At 65.7% G+C, this 16,513-nt stretch carries 10 protein-coding genes and 2 pseudogenes; 5 read left to right on the forward strand and 7 right to left on the reverse strand.

The window, feature by feature from the left end:
* Positions 1–94 precede the first annotated feature (94 nt).
* The gene (locus NP534_RS19755) at positions 95–1,426 is read left to right on the forward strand and encodes an MFS transporter (RefSeq protein WP_274099819.1); all 1,332 of its coding nucleotides are present in this window, start codon (positions 95–97) and stop codon (positions 1,424–1,426) included.
* On the opposite strand, the gene NP534_RS19760 is transcribed toward NP534_RS19755, so the two are convergent.
* Positions 1,423–2,319: a LysR family transcriptional regulator gene (locus tag NP534_RS19760; protein ID WP_186659959.1), complete on the reverse strand. Its 897-nt coding sequence runs from the start codon at positions 2,317–2,319 to the stop codon at positions 1,423–1,425. The genes NP534_RS19755 and NP534_RS19760 overlap by 4 nt on opposite strands.
* A 126-nt stretch (positions 2,320–2,445) precedes the next feature.
* Here NP534_RS19760 and mdlC point away from each other — a divergent pair, with 126 nt between their 5' ends.
* The 4 genes from mdlC to NP534_RS19780 all read left to right on the forward strand — a co-directional run bounded on the left by mdlC (position 2,446) and on the right by NP534_RS19780 (position 8,296).
* A complete protein-coding gene (gene mdlC / locus NP534_RS19765; RefSeq protein ID WP_186659961.1) occupies positions 2,446–4,032 on the forward strand; it encodes a benzoylformate decarboxylase in 1,587 nt (528 codons plus the stop codon).
* 61 nt (positions 4,033–4,093) lie between these two features.
* On the forward strand, positions 4,094–5,434 hold the full coding sequence (locus NP534_RS19770; protein WP_274099811.1) for an MFS transporter: 1,341 nt from the start codon (positions 4,094–4,096) through the stop codon (positions 5,432–5,434).
* Positions 5,435–5,448: 14 nt separating this feature from the next.
* Positions 5,449–6,924, forward strand: coding sequence for an aldehyde dehydrogenase family protein (locus tag NP534_RS19775; protein WP_274099812.1), 1,476 nt, complete (start codon positions 5,449–5,451; stop codon positions 6,922–6,924).
* Between the two features lie 118 nt (positions 6,925–7,042).
* Entirely contained in the window at positions 7,043–8,296 is a 1,254-nt protein-coding gene (locus NP534_RS19780) for an OprD family porin (protein WP_033697229.1), read from the forward strand.
* A 50-nt stretch (positions 8,297–8,346) separates the two neighbouring features.
* On the opposite strand, the pseudogene NP534_RS19785 reads toward NP534_RS19780, so the two are convergent.
* The 6 genes and pseudogenes from NP534_RS19785 to NP534_RS19815 all read right to left on the reverse strand — a co-directional run.
* Positions 8,347–8,502: pseudogene (locus NP534_RS19785) on the reverse strand (LLM class flavin-dependent oxidoreductase); the annotation flags it as partial.
* Positions 8,503–8,505: 3 nt separating this feature from the next.
* Positions 8,506–11,082: pseudogene (locus tag NP534_RS19795) on the reverse strand (TonB-dependent receptor).
* Between the two features lie 110 nt (positions 11,083–11,192).
* On the reverse strand, positions 11,193–12,746 hold the full coding sequence (locus tag NP534_RS19800) for an ABC transporter substrate-binding protein (protein WP_274099815.1): 1,554 nt from the start codon (positions 12,744–12,746) through the stop codon (positions 11,193–11,195).
* A 4-nt stretch (positions 12,747–12,750) separates the two neighbouring features.
* Entirely contained in the window at positions 12,751–13,950 is a 1,200-nt protein-coding gene (locus NP534_RS19805) for an LLM class flavin-dependent oxidoreductase (protein ID WP_274099816.1), read from the reverse strand.
* 12 nt (positions 13,951–13,962) lie between these two features.
* Positions 13,963–15,186, reverse strand: a complete 1,224-nt coding sequence (locus tag NP534_RS19810; RefSeq protein ID WP_274099817.1) for a lipase family protein — start codon at positions 15,184–15,186, stop codon at positions 13,963–13,965.
* Positions 15,187–15,197: 11 nt separating this feature from the next.
* Positions 15,198–16,271: an ABC transporter substrate-binding protein gene (locus tag NP534_RS19815; RefSeq protein ID WP_274099818.1), complete on the reverse strand. Its 1,074-nt coding sequence runs from the start codon at positions 16,269–16,271 to the stop codon at positions 15,198–15,200.
* Positions 16,272–16,513: the final 242 nt, after the last annotated feature.

Genomic DNA, 16,513 nt, shown 5'->3' on the forward strand with positions numbered 1-16,513 from the left:
CACGGGCGTGGAACCGTCACGGTTCCTGCTGCTCGCCTTGCGTGTGCACGTCTTTTCTCTCGTCTGTGGTCAGCATCGGCCGGCAGGTGACCCCATGAACACCGACCTCAAGCAGCGTCTGGACAATGACCCGATGGGCCGATTCCAGTGCCTGGCCATTGGTATCTGCATCGTGCTGAACATGATCGATGGCTTCGATGTGCTGGTGATGGCCTTCACGGCGGCTTCGGTTTCTGCAGAGTGGGGCCTGAGCGGGGCGCAGGTGGGGCTGTTGCTTAGCGCCGGCCTGTTCGGCATGGCGGCCGGGTCGCTGTTCATCGCGCCGTGGGCTGACCGTTTCGGCCGGCGCCCGCTGATTCTGTTCTGCCTGGCGCTTTCTGGCGTTGGCATGCTGCTCTCGGCCTTGAGCCAGAGCCCGTTGCAACTGGCGCTGCTGCGCGGCCTGACCGGGCTTGGCATTGGCGGCATTCTGGCCAGCAGCAATGTGATTGCCAGCGAATATGCCAGCAAACGCTGGCGCGGCCTGGCGGTGAGCCTGCAGTCCACCGGTTATGCCTTGGGCGCCACGCTTGGCGGCTTGCTGGCGGTATGGTTGCTGGGCCATTGGGGCTGGCGCTCGGTGTTTCTGTTCGGTGGCATCGTCACCGTGCTGGTGATCCCCCTGGTGCTGTTGTGGCTGCCGGAATCGCTGGACTTCTTGTTGGCGCGTCGCCCGCGTAATGCCCTGGCGCGGGTCAACCGCCTGGCGGCCAAACTGGGGCAGCCGGCACTGTCAGCATTGCCGGCGCCACAGCTCAAGGTGCCAGGCGCTGCCACCGGGTTCAGGCAGCTGCTGACACCCGACATGCGCCGCACCACTCTGGTGATCTGGTTGCTGTTCTTCCTGGTGATGTTCGGGTTCTATTTCGTCATGAGCTGGACGCCAAAACTGCTGGTTGCCGCAGGCCTGTCGGCGCAGCAGGGCATCACCGGCGGGGTGCTGCTGAGCGTTGGCGGCATCCTCGGGGCGGCGCTGATTGGTGGCTTGTCGTCGCGCTGGCCACTGAGCCGCGTGTTGTCGATGTTCATGCTGATCACCGCCGGGCTGCTGGTGCTGTTCGTGGCGAGCGGTTCATCGGTCAGCGCAGCGCTGGCGCTGGGGCTGCTGATCGGGCTGTTCTCCAACGGCTGCGTGGCGGGGCTGTATGCCCTGTCGCCGGTGGTTTATGACGCTTCGGTGCGCGCCACCGGGGTGGGCTGGGGCATCGGCATCGGCCGGATCGGCGCCATCCTGTCGCCGACCGTGGCCGGCGTGTTGCTCGATGATGGCTGGCAACCGCTGCACCTGTACGGGGTGTTCGCCATTGTCTTCGTACTGGCCGCAGGTTGCCTGCTGTTGCTCAGGCCAGCGGCAAGGCCGGCGCAGCCCGCCATGGTCGACGCCTAGGCCTGGCCATCGATGATCGCCTCGGCGACCGTCGCGCAAAACCATTGCAGGGCGGCAGAGTTGTCGCTGTTGGGGTGCCAGTTTAGCGAGACATCGAACGCGGCCACCTGGAAGGGCAATTCGAGCATCTTCAAGCCGCCGTCCTGCATGAACAGCCTGGCGATCTGGGCCGGCAATACCGCCAGCAGGTCGGTGCCGGGGATGATCTTGGGCAGCACCGAGAAGTGCGGCACGTGCAGGCTGATGCGGCGCTGCACCTGCATGCTGTTCAGCACATCCTCGACGCTGCCGTGGCCGGTGGTGCGGGTGACGGTGATGTGGCGCTCGGCAACGAACTGCTCAAGGCTGAGGCTGTCGCCGATGCGCGGGTGGGCGCTGCTCAGCAGGCAGACGTAGCGCTCGTGCATCAGCACCTGGCTGCGCGTGCCGGGCACGGGTGGGCGGCAAATCGCAGCGTCGATCTTGCCACTGGCCAGCCACTCGCCCACCTGGTCGACCTGCAAGGGCAGCACTTCGACCTCGGCCTGCGGTGCCTCGCGGTTCAGGCGCGCCAGAATCAGCGGCAAAAAGCCCATTTCGCCAAGGTCGGAGAGGGCGATGCGAAACCTGCGCTCGGTGCTGGCAGGGTCGAACTGTCGGGTGCTCTGCACGGCGCTTTCGATGCGCGTCAGTGCGTCGCGCAGCGTCGCGTACAGCTGGTCGGCAACGAACGTCGGCTGGATGCCGTCACGGGTGCGGCTGAACAGGGCGTCGTCGAACAGCTCGCGCAGGCGCGCCAGGCCATAGCTCACCGAAGGTTGGGTGACGAACAAACGCTCGGCGGCGAGGGTGACGCTGCGGGCTTCGTAAAGGGTGACGAAGGTGCGGATCAGGTTCAGGTCAATGTGGCTCATGGGCACTCGCGTCGTGCGTAGTCATATAGATCAGTTTTATTTTTGCCAAAGATAGTATCGATTTGATCAATTTGGTAGCGGCTGCAAAAGTAACCCAAATTCTAAAAACGAGCTGCAAGGGTCTTTATGAAAACTGTTCACAGCGCCGCCTACGACATCCTCCGCCAGCATGGCCTGACCACCATGTTTGGTAACCCTGGCTCCAACGAGCTGCCGTTTCTCAAGGGCTTCCCAGAAGATTTTCGCTATGTCCTGGGCTTGCATGAAGGGGCGGTAGTGGGCATGGCCGACGGCTATGCGCTTGCCAGCGGCCAGCCGACGTTCGTCAACCTGCATGCCGCGGCCGGCACCGGCAATGGCATGGGCGCACTGACCAACGCCTGGTACTCCCACAGCCCGCTGGTGATCACCGCCGGCCAGCAGGTACGCAGCATGATCGGCGTGGAAGCCATGCTGGCCAATGTGGACGCGGCGCAGTTGCCCAAGCCGCTGGTCAAGTGGAGCCACGAACCGGCCTCGGCGCAGGATGTGCCGCGTGCCCTCAGCCAGGCGATCCATGCTGCCAGCCTGCCGCCACGCGGCCCTGTGTATGTATCGATCCCTTATGACGACTGGGCCTGCGAAGCACCGAAGGGCGTCGAGCATCTGGCCCGTCGGCAGGTAGCCAGTGCCGGGCTGGCTTCGCCGGCACAGGTGCAGGGGCTGTGCGAGCGCTTGTCGGCGGCGCGCAACCCCGTGCTGGTACTGGGGCCGGATGTCGATGGCTGCGGGGCCAACGGCCTGGCGGTGCAACTGGCGGAAAAGCTGCGCATGACCGCCTGGGTGGCGCCGTCGGCCTCACGTTGCCCGTTCCCGACGCGGCATGCGTGTTTCCGTGGGGTGCTGCCGGCCTCGATCGCAGGCATCAGCCGCTGCCTGGCGGAGCACGACCTCATCCTGGTGGTGGGGGCACCGGTGTTTCGCTATCACCAATATGCGCCGGGCGACTACCTGCCTGCCGACTGCCAGCTGCTGCACCTGACCTGCGACCCTGGCGAGGCTGCGCGCGCCCCGATGGGTGATGCCCTGGTCGCGGATATCGCGCTGACACTTGAAGCCCTGGTGGCGGGCGTGACGCCGAGCGAGCGGCCCATGCCGGTGGCCTTGCCGCAGCCGGAGCCGGTGGCCGACGACGGCGGGCTGCTGCACCCGGAAACGGTCTTCGAGCTGATCGACCGGCTGGCCCCCGCCAACGCGATCTACGTCAAGGAGTCCACCTCCACGGTCGGTGCCTTCTGGCGGCGTGTTGCAATGCGTGAGCCGGGCAGCTACTTCTTCCCGGCCGCAGGGGGCTTGGGTTTCGGCCTGCCAGCGGCGGTCGGCGTGCAGCTGGCATCGCCCGAGCGGCGCGTCATCGGCATCATCGGCGACGGCTCGGCGAACTACGGCATCACCGCGCTGTGGACGGCTGCGCAGTACAACATCCCGGTGGTGTTCATCATTCTGAAGAACGGCACCTATGGGGCGCTGCGCTGGTTCGCCGATGTGCTGAACGTGAGCGATGCGCCAGGGCTGGACGTGCCAGGCCTGGACTTTTGCGCCATCGCCCAGGGGTACGGCGTACAGGCTGTGCAGGCGCAAACCGGCGCCGAGTTCGCCCGTGCGTTCAGCGCGGCCCTGGCGGGTAACCGCCCCGTGCTGATCGAGGTACCGACCCAGACCATTGCTCCCTGAAGCATCGGGCAACCGCCGCGCCTGGCGCGAAACACAAAAACAATAAAAAACCGAGGTGGCTATGAAGACGACTTCCGTCAGTGAAGTGATCGATGCTGCACCCTTTAATCGCACCCACCTGCTGATACTGCTGTGGGGCTGTTTCATCATGCTGTTCGACGGCTATGACATGGTGATCTACGGCTCGGTGGTGCCGCGCCTGATGCAAGAGTGGCAACTCAGTGCAATCGAAGCCGGCACGCTGGGCAGTTGTGCACTGTTCGGCATGTTGTTCGGCGGCACCTTGCTGGCGCCGCTGGCTGACCGTTATGGGCGGCGCAAGCTGATTATCCTGACCACCTTGCTGGCCAGTTGCGCCGCCTTCATGACCGGGCATGCGAGCACCCCGCTGCAGCTCGGTGCATGCCGCCTGGTGACGGGGTTGGCGCTGGGGGCGCTGGTGCCGAGCGCAGTGAACCTGATCAGCGAATTCGCCCCCCAGGGGCGGCGCAGCACCATGATCACGATAATGTCCAGCTTCTACTCGGTGGGTGCGGTGCTGTCGGCCCTGCTGGCGATCGTGGTGATCCCACAGTGGGGCTGGCAGGCGGTGTTCTACGTGGCCGTGCTGCCAGTGCTGGCGGTGCCGTTCATGCTGCGGTACTTGCCTGAGTCGGCGGCGTTTCTTGAGCTCAAGGGCCGCCGTGACGAGCTTGATCGGCTGCTGGTCAAGGTCGACCCGGCGTTTCGCCCAGGTACCGAGCTGCGCCTGCAGGGCGCCGGCCAGCCGGTGCGCACGGCGCGCGTGGCGCAGTTGTTCGGCAAGGGCCAGACATTGGCAACCTTGCTGCTGTGGGTGGCCTTCGCTATGTGCATGCTGATGAGCTACGGCCTCAACACCTGGCTGCCCAAGTTGATGGCGCAGGGTGGCTATCCGCTGGGCTCGAGCCTTGCGTTTCTGGTGACGCTGAACATCGGCGCCACGCTGGGTGCGCTATTCGGCGGCTGGCTGGCCGACCGGCTTGGGGTGCAGCGCACCCTGGCGCTGTTCTTCGTGCTGGCAGCCCTGTCGCTGGCGGCATTGGGCTTGCAGCCTGGCCCTGTGCTGCTGAACCTGCTGTTGCTGGTTGCCGGGGCCACCACCATCGGCACCTTGGCAGTCATCCACGCCTATGCCTCGATTGCCTACCCCGCGCACATCCGCTCCACCGGCGTCGGCTGGGCCGCCGGCATCGGCCGCCTGGGTGCGATTGCCGGGCCGATGCTCGGTGGCAGCCTGCTGTCCATGCAGTTGCCGTTGCAGCAGAACTTCCTGGCTTTCGCCTTGCCGGGGGTGATCGGTGCGCTGGCCATCGTCTGCATCCACGTGCGTGCACCGCAACCGGCCGACGCGCCGGAAGCGGCCAACAAACCTACGTTTTGACCAAGGAGCCTTTCATGTCTGATACCTGCCCGCGTTACCGTGACCTTCACCTGCAGCCGATTGCCGGCCAATGGCGCGCCGGCGCTGCCGGCAAGACCCTGAACGTGCACAACCCGTTCGACGACGCCTTGTTGCTGCAGATTCCACAGGCCAACCGTGATGACCTGGATGCGGCCTACCGCGCTGCCGCCCAGGCCCAGCCGCAATGGGCGGGCCTGGGGCCAGCGGCGCGGGCGGCGGTGCTGCATGAGGTGGTGGCGGTGTTTGACCGTCGCCGCGAAGAAATCGTCGAGTGGATCATTCGCGAGTCCGGCAGCACCCGGCTCAAGGCGCAACTGGAATGGGGTGCGGCGCGGGCAATTGCGCTGGAGGCTGCGTCGTTTCCGTCGCGGGTGCACGGGCGTATCGTCGACTCCAACGTGCCGGGCAAGGAAAGCCGCGTGTACCGCAGCGCCTTGGGCGTGGTCGGGGTCATCAGCCCGTGGAACTTCCCTTTGCACCTGACCCAACGCTCGATTGCCCCCGCCCTGGCGCTGGGCAATGCCGTAGTGGTCAAGCCCGCCAGCGATACGCCGGTGTGCGGCGGTTTGCTGCTGGCGCGCATCTTCGAAGAAGCCGGGCTGCCGGCGGGCGTACTCAGCGTGGTGGTCGGTGCAGGCAGTGAAATCGGCGATGCCTTTGTCGAGCATGAGCTGCCCTCGTTGATCACCTTTACCGGTTCCACCCCGGTGGGGCGCGGCATCGGCCGTATCGCCAGCGGTGGCCAGCACCTCAAGCATGTTGCGCTGGAGCTGGGCGGCAATAGCCCGTTCGTGGTGCTGGACGATGCCGATCTCGACCAGGCGGTGAACGCTGCCGTGTTCGGCAAGTTCCTGCATCAGGGGCAGATCTGCATGGCGGTGAACCGGATCATTATCGATGACAGCCTTTACGAGGCGTTTGCCGAGCGCTTCGTCGCACGCGTCAAAGCGTTGGTGGTGGGGGACCCGAATTTGCCGGCAACGGTGATCGGCCCGGTGATCAACGCCCGGCAACTGCAGGGCCTGCAAGAGAAAATCAGCCTGGCGCGGGCTGAGGGCGCCGAGCCTTTGTACGAGGGTGGGGTGACCGGCACCCTGCTGGCGCCGCATGTGTATGGCGAAGTCACGGTCGACATGGACCTGGCCCGCAATGAAATCTTCGGCCCCCTGGTCGGCCTGTTGCGCGCGCGCGATGAAGCCCATGCCTTGGCGCTGGCCAACGCCAGCGAGTTCGGGCTTTCCAGCGCGGTGTTCAGCCGCAACCTGGAGCGTGCCGTGCGCTTTGCCCGCCAGGTGCGTGCGGGCATGACGCACATCAACGACATCCCGGTGAACGATGAGGCCAATGCGCCGTTCGGTGGCGAGAAAAACTCCGGGCTCGGGCGCTTCAACGGTGACTGGGCGATCGATGAGTTCACCCGCGATCACTGGGTCAGCGTGCAGCACACGCCGCGCGCGTACCCCTTCTGATGCACTGAACCCCTGAGTGCTGCCCGGCCCGGCCGGGCACCCCAGCAGCCACCCGATGACGGGCGCCGAGCCGCCCGCAGGGGCCGGCTGCGTCCATGAAAAGCGGAGAACAATAATAATGATCGACACGTCTTGCACCCTGGCCCGTACGGCCGTTGCCGTTTCGCTGGTGTCAGGCCTGAGCCTGCCTGCCTGGGCCGAGGAGGGCGGCTTCTTCGAAGATGCCAAGGCTGGGCTGACGCTGCGCAACTACTACTTCAACCGGGATTTTCGCGATTCGGGTGCGGCCAAGAGCAAGGTCGACGAGTGGGCCCAGGGCTTCATTCTGAAGTTCACCTCCGGCTATACCCCTGGCCTGGTCGGCGTCGGCCTGGATGGCATTGCCCTGTTCGGCATGAAGCTGGACAGCAGCCGCGATGCCAGTGGCTCCGAGTTGCTGCCGGTGCACGATGACGGGCGTGCGGCAGACAACTATGGGCGGGCCGGGCTGGCGGCCAAGCTGCGCATTTCGGCAACTGAGCTGAAGGTGGGCGAGCTGATGCCCGACATCCCGCTGTTGCGCTACGACGATGGCCGCTTGCTGCCGCAGACCTTCCGCGGGGCGATGCTCGACTCGCGCGAGATAGAAGGCCTGAGCCTGCAGGCTGGCCAGTACCGTGAGGTGAGCCTGCGCAACTCGTCCAACATGCAGGACTTGTCGGCCTGGGCGGCGCCGGGGGTGATGGCTGACGGGTTCAATTACGCCGGTGCCGAGTACCGTTTCAACCAGCAGCGCACGCTGGTCGGTGCCTGGCATTCGCAGCTCGAAGACATCTACCAGCAAAGCTACTTCAACCTGCTGCACACGCAGCCGCTGGGTAACTGGACGCTGGCGGCCAACCTGGGTTATTTCATCGACAAGGAAGACGGCCAGGCGCGCATTGGCGATATCCAGAGCCGCACGGCGTATGGCTTGGTGTCGGCTTCGCACAGCGGGCACACGGTGTACCTGGGGTTGCAGAAGGTCAGCGGTGACAGCCAGTGGATGTCGGTGTATGGCAGCAGTGGCCGGACCTTGGGCAACGATATGTTCAATGGCAACTTCAGCAACGCCGACGAGCGTTCCTGGCAGGTGCGTTATGACTACAACTTTGCCGCGATGGGCGTGCCAGGGTTGTTGGCGATGGTGCGCTATGGGCACGGCGAGAATGCCACCACGGGGGCGGGCAGCAATGGCAAGGAGTGGGAGCGTGACACCGAGGTGAACTACACCTTCCAGAGTGGCACCTTGAAGAACCTCAACATTCGGTTGAACAACGCCAGCAACCGGCGCAGCTTCAGTGGTGACTTCGACCAGACGCGGTTGATCGTGAGTTATCCGTTTTCGTTGTGACCGCTGGGGGCGCTGTGCGCCCCTTTCCCACAGCACCCTGGAAACTGCACTTACCCGGCGAATCGAGCCTGGCGCCGGCGCACTTCCTCGCGTACCGCCGGGATCACCCAGCGCCCGTAATCCACCGTGTCATACAACGGGTCATACCCACGGTTGAGAAACGTACTCACGCCTAGATCAACATAATCCAGCAAGGCCTGCGCCAACGGTCAGAACTGGTAATCGACCTGGGCCAGCAAGGTGCGCCCGGGCATCGGTTGCAGGAAGGTGTTGGTCGAACCTGCCAGGCCACTGACGAAATTCAGCTCGTCGGTGACGTTGAGCATGCGCACCGTGACGCCCCACTGGGGCTGGCGGTAGTACACGGCAAGGTCGAGGTTGTATTCGTCGGGCACCTTCACCGTCTTGCTCAGGTTCAGGTACCAACTACTGGTCCATCAGCCGGAAAGCTCCACGCCGAAGCCGGAATCGAAGCGGTAGTCGACATAGCCGCCGGCGTTGTACTCGGGGATCTGCACCGCATCGAACTTGCCGGACGGGCGCTGGTTGAGGCTGTTGTTGTCGCCGAACACGGTGCCGTTGTCGGCGATGAAACCGGCCGAGGCGAACCCGGCCTGGCTGGTGAACTCGTTGTAGGCACTGATGCGGCTGAGGTTGAGGCCCCCGCGCAGGTGCTCGTCCTGGTAGCGCAGGGTCGCTTCCCAGCCTTTGACGATCAGCCGGGCGATGTTGTTGTTGCTGTCCGGCGCCTGGTCGCGCGCCTGCTTGTAGGCGGCCAGGGTGAAGAACAGCTGGTCGGGCACGGCCTCCACCTTCAACCCTACTTCGTGCAGCACGCTCAGGCTCTCGAACGCCAGCGGGTTGAGCTGGTTGGCCCCGGTGCCACTGCCCCAGCCCAGGCCATTGGTGAAGAAACCGGTATTGACGGCCAGCGAGCGGTCGAAGGTGTAGTACAGGGTGCTGTTGTCGGTGGGCTTGAAGTAGGGGCTTACCTGTACCGAGAACAGCCGGTAGTTGTCCGAGTCCTTGCGCGGGTTGCCGCCGGCGAGCACGAAGGGGTTTTCGATGCGGGCATCGATCCAGCTGCGGCTGGCCCCTACATTCAACCCCACGCGCTCGCCCAGGCGCAGGTTGTGCTGGCTGAACAGGGTCTTGGTGGTCCAGGTGCTGTCGGCGGTGTAGGGCGCCACCGATTCGGCGTACAGGCCGTGCCCCGCCGGGTACATGGCTGGCAGGTTGAGCCAGCCGTAATAGCTGGACAGCTGCGGCACGCCGGGTTGGCCGATCCAGGCGCCGTTGCCGCCTGCGGGGTTGCGCCCGGCCAGGCCAAGCAGGTCGCCCGGGTTTTTCAGGGTCGGGTCGAGGGTGAGGTCGTAGGCGTTGATGGTGGAGCCGAAATTGTTGTTGGCAGCGATCGACTCGTTGCGTTCGCGGCGGTAGATCAGCCCGCTGTTGCTGTCGTCGACCAGCGTCAGGCCGCCCAGCTGCCATTGCCCGCGGGCGCGGAACTCGAAGCGGTTGTCGAAGATGTCGTCCTTGCCTTGCACCTGGAACGCACCCACCGCGTCGGTGGTGTCGGTCGAGTGCTGGTAGAAGGTGCTGTTGGCCAGGGTGATCGACGGGGTCAGGTCACCCTCGACGCGCAGTTGTGTGGTGAAGCGCCGCGAGCGGTTCTGGTCCTCGGCGCGCTGGCCGGTCTGCGACGACAGCGAGGTCTGCCCATTGCCTGCCAGCGCCGGGTCGTACACCCAGCCGCGCAGGCTGCCAGGGTTGGCCTGGGTATTGGGTGAGGCGCCCTGGAAGCTGCCATCGACCACCTGGTACTGGCCCTGCGCGTTGCGCTGGCGCTGCACCCAGCCCAGCACCTGGGCGTCGCTGGCAGCGGACGACAGCACCGGCGACCACAGGTTGTTGCCGTTCTGGATGATCGGCGTGGCACGGCCGGCGTTGTACTTGCCGTGGTCTACCAAGTCTTGGGTGGCGCGGTTCCAGCCGTGGGTGATGTTGTAGTCGTAGTAGTCGTCGTAGGCGGCGTTCCAGTCCACCCGCAGGTTGTCGTTGCGCCAGGCGAGTGCGCCGTAGAACGCGTCGAAGTTGTTGTCGACGTTGTCGTAGAAGGTTTGCTGGCGCTGGCGGGTGATGCTGACCCGGTAGGCCAGGCTGTCACTGATGGGGCCGGTGTGGTCGACACTGAATTTGCTGGCATCGCGCGATTCGCCGTCGGGGACCCAACTGCCGACTTCGCCGCTGAGGCGGGTACGGAAGCGGTTGAAGTCGGGCTTCTTGCTCAGGTAGTTGACGTAGCCGCCGCTGCCACTGACCGAACCGTAGGTGACCGAGGAGGGCCCGGCAACGATGTCGGCACCCTCGTAGGCGTTGAAATTGGCGGGGTGGCGTACGCCGTAGGCGCGTTGGCCATCCTGGAACACCTCGGAGTTCTGCCCGCGCATCTGCGGGGCGATACCGGCGTTCTGGCCGCCACCACGGGTGATGCCGGGGGCGTACTTGACCAGGTCATCAGCGCTCTGGATCGGGTCGCGGGCCAGTTGTTCGGCGTTGATCTGGGTAACCGAGCGTGGGGTGTCGAGGACCTTGGTTTCCAGGCCGCCGTAGATCGAGGCGGGTGGGCGCGTAGGCAGGGCGTCGTCGTCAGTTTGTTCGGCTTGCACGGTGACCGTTTGCAGTGGGGTGTCTTCGGCATACGCCATGGGCACGGTAGCGGCCAGGATGGCGAGGGCCAGCGAGCTGGGCTGGAATTTGGGGTGCAGCAAGGCAACGCGGGGCATGGGGCTGGGCCTCGTACTATTCGGGGAATGGGAAAAGCGAGGGGCGCAGCCGCGCCTGCGGTTGATGGGTTTATCGGGGGATTGCCGGGGGCGCTAAGCCTCCCTGATGCTCAACTTCTCAGCCACAGGCTCTCGAACCTCCAGGTACTGAACAGCGATTGCTCCGCCTGCGCCCCACCCACCCGGGTACTGACGCTGTCGAGCAAATCGGCAAAGCCCCAGATCAGCATGCCGCCGCGTTCGTATTGGATGCGCTGGGCGCGGTGCACCAGCGCCTTGCGTTTCTCCAGGTCAGGCTGGGCCATGGCGGCGAGGAAGGCTTCGCTGAAGGCCGGGTCGTGGAAGTGGGTCTTGTTGGCCACGGCGAACGGCGCGTCGGTGTGAATGGCGCTGGCCAGAAACGGCGCGCCGATGCTGCCACCGGTGCTCAAGGTCCAGTCGTCGCGTTGCGGGCCCTGGAACGTTGCCAGGTCCACTTGACGCACCGTAATCGTCACGCCGATGCGCCGCGCCTGTTCGGCCAGCACCAGCGCTGAGGCCAGCCCCGGCCCTGGGGTCGTCACCAGTTCCACCTGCAGGCCTTCCTGGCCTGCGTCCTTGAGCAGCTGCGCCGCCCGTTGTGGGTCATGCGGGCGTGGCCCGAGGCTGTGGTCGAAGGTGGGATCGAAGGGTGCGTACAGGTCGTTGGCCACGCGGCCTTGGCCATTGAGCGCGCGGCGCACCAGCTCTTCGCGGTCGGCCAGCAGGCGAAACGCCTCGCGCACCCGTGGGTCGTCGAACGGCGGCTTGGCGGTGTTCATGTCGAACGACAACCAGTTGCCGCTCACCGATTTCAACAGGCGCAGGCGCGGGTCGGCCTGCAGCACCTGAAGGTGCTCGGTGGACATCACGTTGGCCATGTCGATCTGCCCGGCGCGCAAGGCCGCCAGGCGGCCGGTCTGGTCCTTGAAGTCGATGATTTCCAGTTCTTCGGCGTAGGGCTTGCCGGGCTTGTAGTAATTGTCGAAACGGGTGAACAGCGAGCGTTGGCCCGGGGTGAAGCTTTTGAGTTTGTACGGCCCGGCACCGACCGGGTTGGTGACGGGGTGGTAATCGACCGGCACGATGCCGCCGAAGTTGACCCAGGTTTCGGGCAGCGGCAGGTAGCTGCGGCCTTCGCGAAAACCCAGGCGCACGGTGCGCGAGTCGAGCTTGACCAAGTTGTCGCGGTCGACCCAGTGCAGCAGCGCCGCGTAGGGCGAGGCCAGCTGCGGGTCGGTCAGGCGCCGGATGGAGAAGATCAGGTCGTCGGCGTCGATGGTCTTGCCGTGGTGAAACTCCAGCCCCGGTTTTAGCCGCAGGGTCCAGCCGCTGGCGTCGGCATTGGGCTCGGCAAATTCGGCCAGGGCCAGGCGCGGCTGCATCTGCTCGTCCCACTCCCACAGCTTGCTGTACAGGGCAAAGCCCCGCACGATGCCGCTGCCGACCGGCTTGTGGGCGTCGAGGTTACCGCTCTGGTTGCCATCGATGATGCCCAGGCGCAGGCGCCCGCCATGACGCGGCAGGTCGGCAACCGCGTGGCCGGGGCTGTCGCTTGGGCCGCAGCCGGCCAGGAGCCCGCCGGCCAGCACGCCGGCATGGCCGAGGAAGCTGCGGCGGTTCAGTGGGTAACCGTCCCAGGCCATGGCATCAGGCTCCGTTGCTGGCGTGCAGTTGCACAGCGGTGGAAGCCGGGCGGGTGAGGGCGGCCCGCTGGCCACGGAAGTGCGGCAGGATGTGCTCGCCGATGCGGTAGGCTTCTTCCAGGTGCGGGTAGCCGGCGAGGAAGAACAGGTCAATGCCGATGCCGTGGTACTCGCGGATGCGCGCCACCACGTTGGCATAGCTGCCCACCAGCGCGCAGCCTGGGGGGATGCCGATGTAGCCGAAGCCGGTCCACACGTTGGGGTGGATGAAAAAGTCGTCGAAGGCCTGTTGCTCGTCGTTGTCGCTGTAGCCGTGCTCGTAGCTCAGCTTGCGTGCCGTGCGCAGGCCGGCGTGGGCGGCGCGGGCCTTGACCGTGCCCTTGGCCACGCCTTCGTCGAAGAAGCGTTTGGCCTCGGCCCGCGCGGCCTCTTCGGTGTCGCGGGCGATCACATCGATGGACAGGCCGAAGCGAATGTCGGTACGCCCCCACTTCAAGGCGCGGGCGCGGATGTCGGCGATCAGCGCGGCGATTTCGTTCGGGTGTTCGGCACGCATCAGGTAGAAGTCGGCATGCTTGGCAGCGAACTCGCGCGCCGCCACCGACGAACCGGCCGTGCAAATCAGCGGCAGCTCGGCCTTTTTCAGCGGCCCGCGCAGGCCGCCGCCCTCGGCGCGGTAGTAGCGGCCTTCGTAGTGAAACTGCTCGTTGTGCCAGTAGCCGCGCACCACGTCCATGAACTCCGTGGCGCGGGCGTAGCGCTGGTCGTGGTCTTCGAAGTCGCCGACCTGGCGCTGGAGGGCGTCGGAGCCGCCGTTGATGATGTTCCACACCAGCCGGTTGCCCGTGGCGCGCTGGTAGGTCGCGGCCTGTTGCACCGCCACCCAGGGTGTGTAGTGGTAGGGCTGGAACGCGGTGACGAACTTGAGGGTGCGGGTTTCTCGCGCCAGCAGCGAGCACACGGTCCACGGCTCTTCGCCGGTGGGCGCATTGACCATCAGCGCGCCGCCGAAGCCGTTGATTTCCGCTGCGCGGGCGATCTGGCCGAGGTAGTCGATATAGGTGAAGTGATCACCTACGGCAAACCCGGACACGGCACCGCTGCTGGCGCCGCCCGCGTGCCAGTCGCCACGGTTGCGGGGGTCGCCTGGGAGGTACTGGGTTTCGCCATGCAGCGGCAGGCGGGTGAAGAATTCGAGGCTCATGAGGTGGCTTCCTTACTGGACGCTGGGGCTGCAGTTGGGCGTGACCGGCTGGCCGCTGATGACCTGGCGGGCGAAGGGGATCGAGTCCTTGAGCGAGGCGTTGACCGTTTCGCTGTGCCCCAGGCCCTTGTACAGATGGCCTTGCACTACCGAGCCTGCCTTGCAGGCGTCCTGCATCAGCGCGACCTGGGTGGCGGCGGCGGGGGTCTTGTCCTCGGCACCGGTGCCGATGAAGATCGGCTGGGCCAGTTTCAGGGTGGGGTAGGACACCTGCGCCAGCCATGGCTTGAGCTTATCGCCCTGGTAGTCCTTCTTGGCGTTGGCCGGGGTCAGGCCGGTGCCGACCACGTCACTGACCAGCGACGACAGGCAACTGGTGCGCGCCTGCTCGAACAGCGGCAGGGCTTTGTCGGTGTAGAAATCACGCGGGTTGATGCTCGGGTCGTACTGCTGCGCGGCAAGCAGGGTGTAGAAGCCGTACGCCAGCGCCGGGTCGACCTTGTTCGGGTCCTGTTCGCCGACGTTTTTCTGGCCCACGGTGTATATCACGCCGGTGCCGATGCTGCCCTTGACCCCCAGTTTCGGCGCGTAGGTTGCCGCGTAGGCACCGGCTGCGAACGCACCGGCGCCGCCTTGGGATTGGCCGACGATCAGCACTTTGTCGGCAAGCCCAGGCACGCCCGCGACCACGGCTTTGGCTGCATCGAGAATGCCATAGGCGGCCATGCGGTTGTTCAGCAGCGGGTGGCCACCTGGCACGCCCAGGCCTTGGTAGTCGGTGGCGACGATGGCATAGCCCTCTTCGAGCCAGCGGTTCAGGTACTGCACATCGCGGTAGGAGCGCCCGGCCCACGACGGTGCGCAGATATCCGCCACACCTACGGTGCCATGGCCCCAGCTGGCGACCGGCCAGCCGCCGGCCGGCGCCTTGCCCTTGGGAATGAACAGCGCGCCGGACACCACGATCGGCGTCTTGCCGTCGATGCCGTCCAGCGAGGTGTAGAGGATGCGCTGGGCACTGGCGGCGTTGGGCAGGCTCAGCGCCGGGTCCAGCGCTTCGCTGCGCAGCAGTTTGCCAGGCGTGGCGGGGATCGCCTTGGTCCAGGTGTAGAAGCTCGAAACGCGGCCGTCACCCTGTTGCGGGTCGGGTGTGGGGGCGTAGGTGTCGGCGGCCAAGGCGCCAATGGAAAAGGCCAGGGCACTAAGGCCGAAGATGACGGAAACAGACAGTTTCATGGGTGATGTTCTCAAGGTTGTTGGCTGATTTGAGCGTCCAGTGACGGCCAATAGTGGGTGAGCTGCAGGTCGATCAGTGCCTGGCGGGTGAAGCCTGTGGCCAGGTCGTGGGTGATGTCGTAGGGCGTGCGGATCAGGCGGTTGGCCAGGGCGTACTGGCCCAGCGCGTCGTAGTGGGCCTTGAGCTGGGCATCGCTTTTCGGTGCCCAGCGCGCCTTCCACGCCACCGGGTCGTCCTGGTCGTCACGGCGCAGCACGCTTTCGGCCACGCCCGCGCGCGAGGACAGCGCGTAATAGCCATCGCGGTTCTGCTCCAGGGAGATCCACCAGGCCGCGCGCACCCAGGCCGTGGCCACCAGTTGCGTGAGGTCGGCGTGCTGCTGCACGAAGCGGTCGGTGCCCCACAGGTCGGATACCAACCGCCAGTCATTGGCGCCTTGCTTGGTCGACCAGAGGATCCGCGCCACGCCCTTGTCTTGCAGGGCATAGGCCTCATTGAGCAGCACGGCTGCATCGACCTTGCCGGCTGCCACAGCGGCGGCGCCAACCTGCGGGTTGAGGTTGGCGACCTTGAAGTCGCCGAGCGTCAGCCCCTGGCTTTGCAGGAAGTTGCTGAAGGCGAACTCCCAGGGGCGCCCGCGATGCAGGGCCAGGCGCTTGCCTTTGAGGTCCTGGATGCTGTTTACCGTAGAGTCACTGGGCACCACCAGGTAGATGTTGTTGCCGCTGCCGCCAGGCACGATCAGCTTGCCGGGCACCTGGCCGGCCCCGGCGATGACCGAAGGCAGGTCGCCGCGCACGGCGAAGTCCAGGCTGTCGTTGCTGAAGCCCTCGTTGATTTGCGGGCCGGCGCCGGTGTGGGGCAGGGCGGTCCATTGCAGTTTCACGCCGCGGGCGGCCAATTGCTGTTCGAGCCAACCGTCTTCGATCACCCGCCCCGGGATGCCACCGAAGACCGGCGCGCCGCCTTGGGTGAAGGCAACGATGGCGATGCGCACCGCAGCCGGTGGCTCGGCCGCCAGTGCGGTCAGGCTGAGGAACAGGCTGCCCAGCAGGGCCAGGCCGTGACGCCAGAGATTGTTCATGTGCAGCTCCAGGCAGGGGTTCAACAGGTTTGGGCCGCGTGTTGCAGCGGACCAGGCGTTGACAGGCCAAGAGCGAAATACATGCCATGATTTCAAAAGCGCGCTGCAAGCCTTTAACGGCGGGGCTTTGAGCGAGTATGGAGGGTAAGTTGGGCAGCCTTGCCTGCTGATCGGCAGGCAGGGGAGTGCTGGCGGGACCTGGACGGCGAAAGCGTGAAGGTGCTGGCGGCCAGGTTGTCCAC

The organism is Pseudomonas sp. 39004, from assembly GCF_028682155.1.
Lineage (GTDB): Bacteria > Pseudomonadota > Gammaproteobacteria > Pseudomonadales > Pseudomonadaceae > Aquipseudomonas > Aquipseudomonas capeferrum.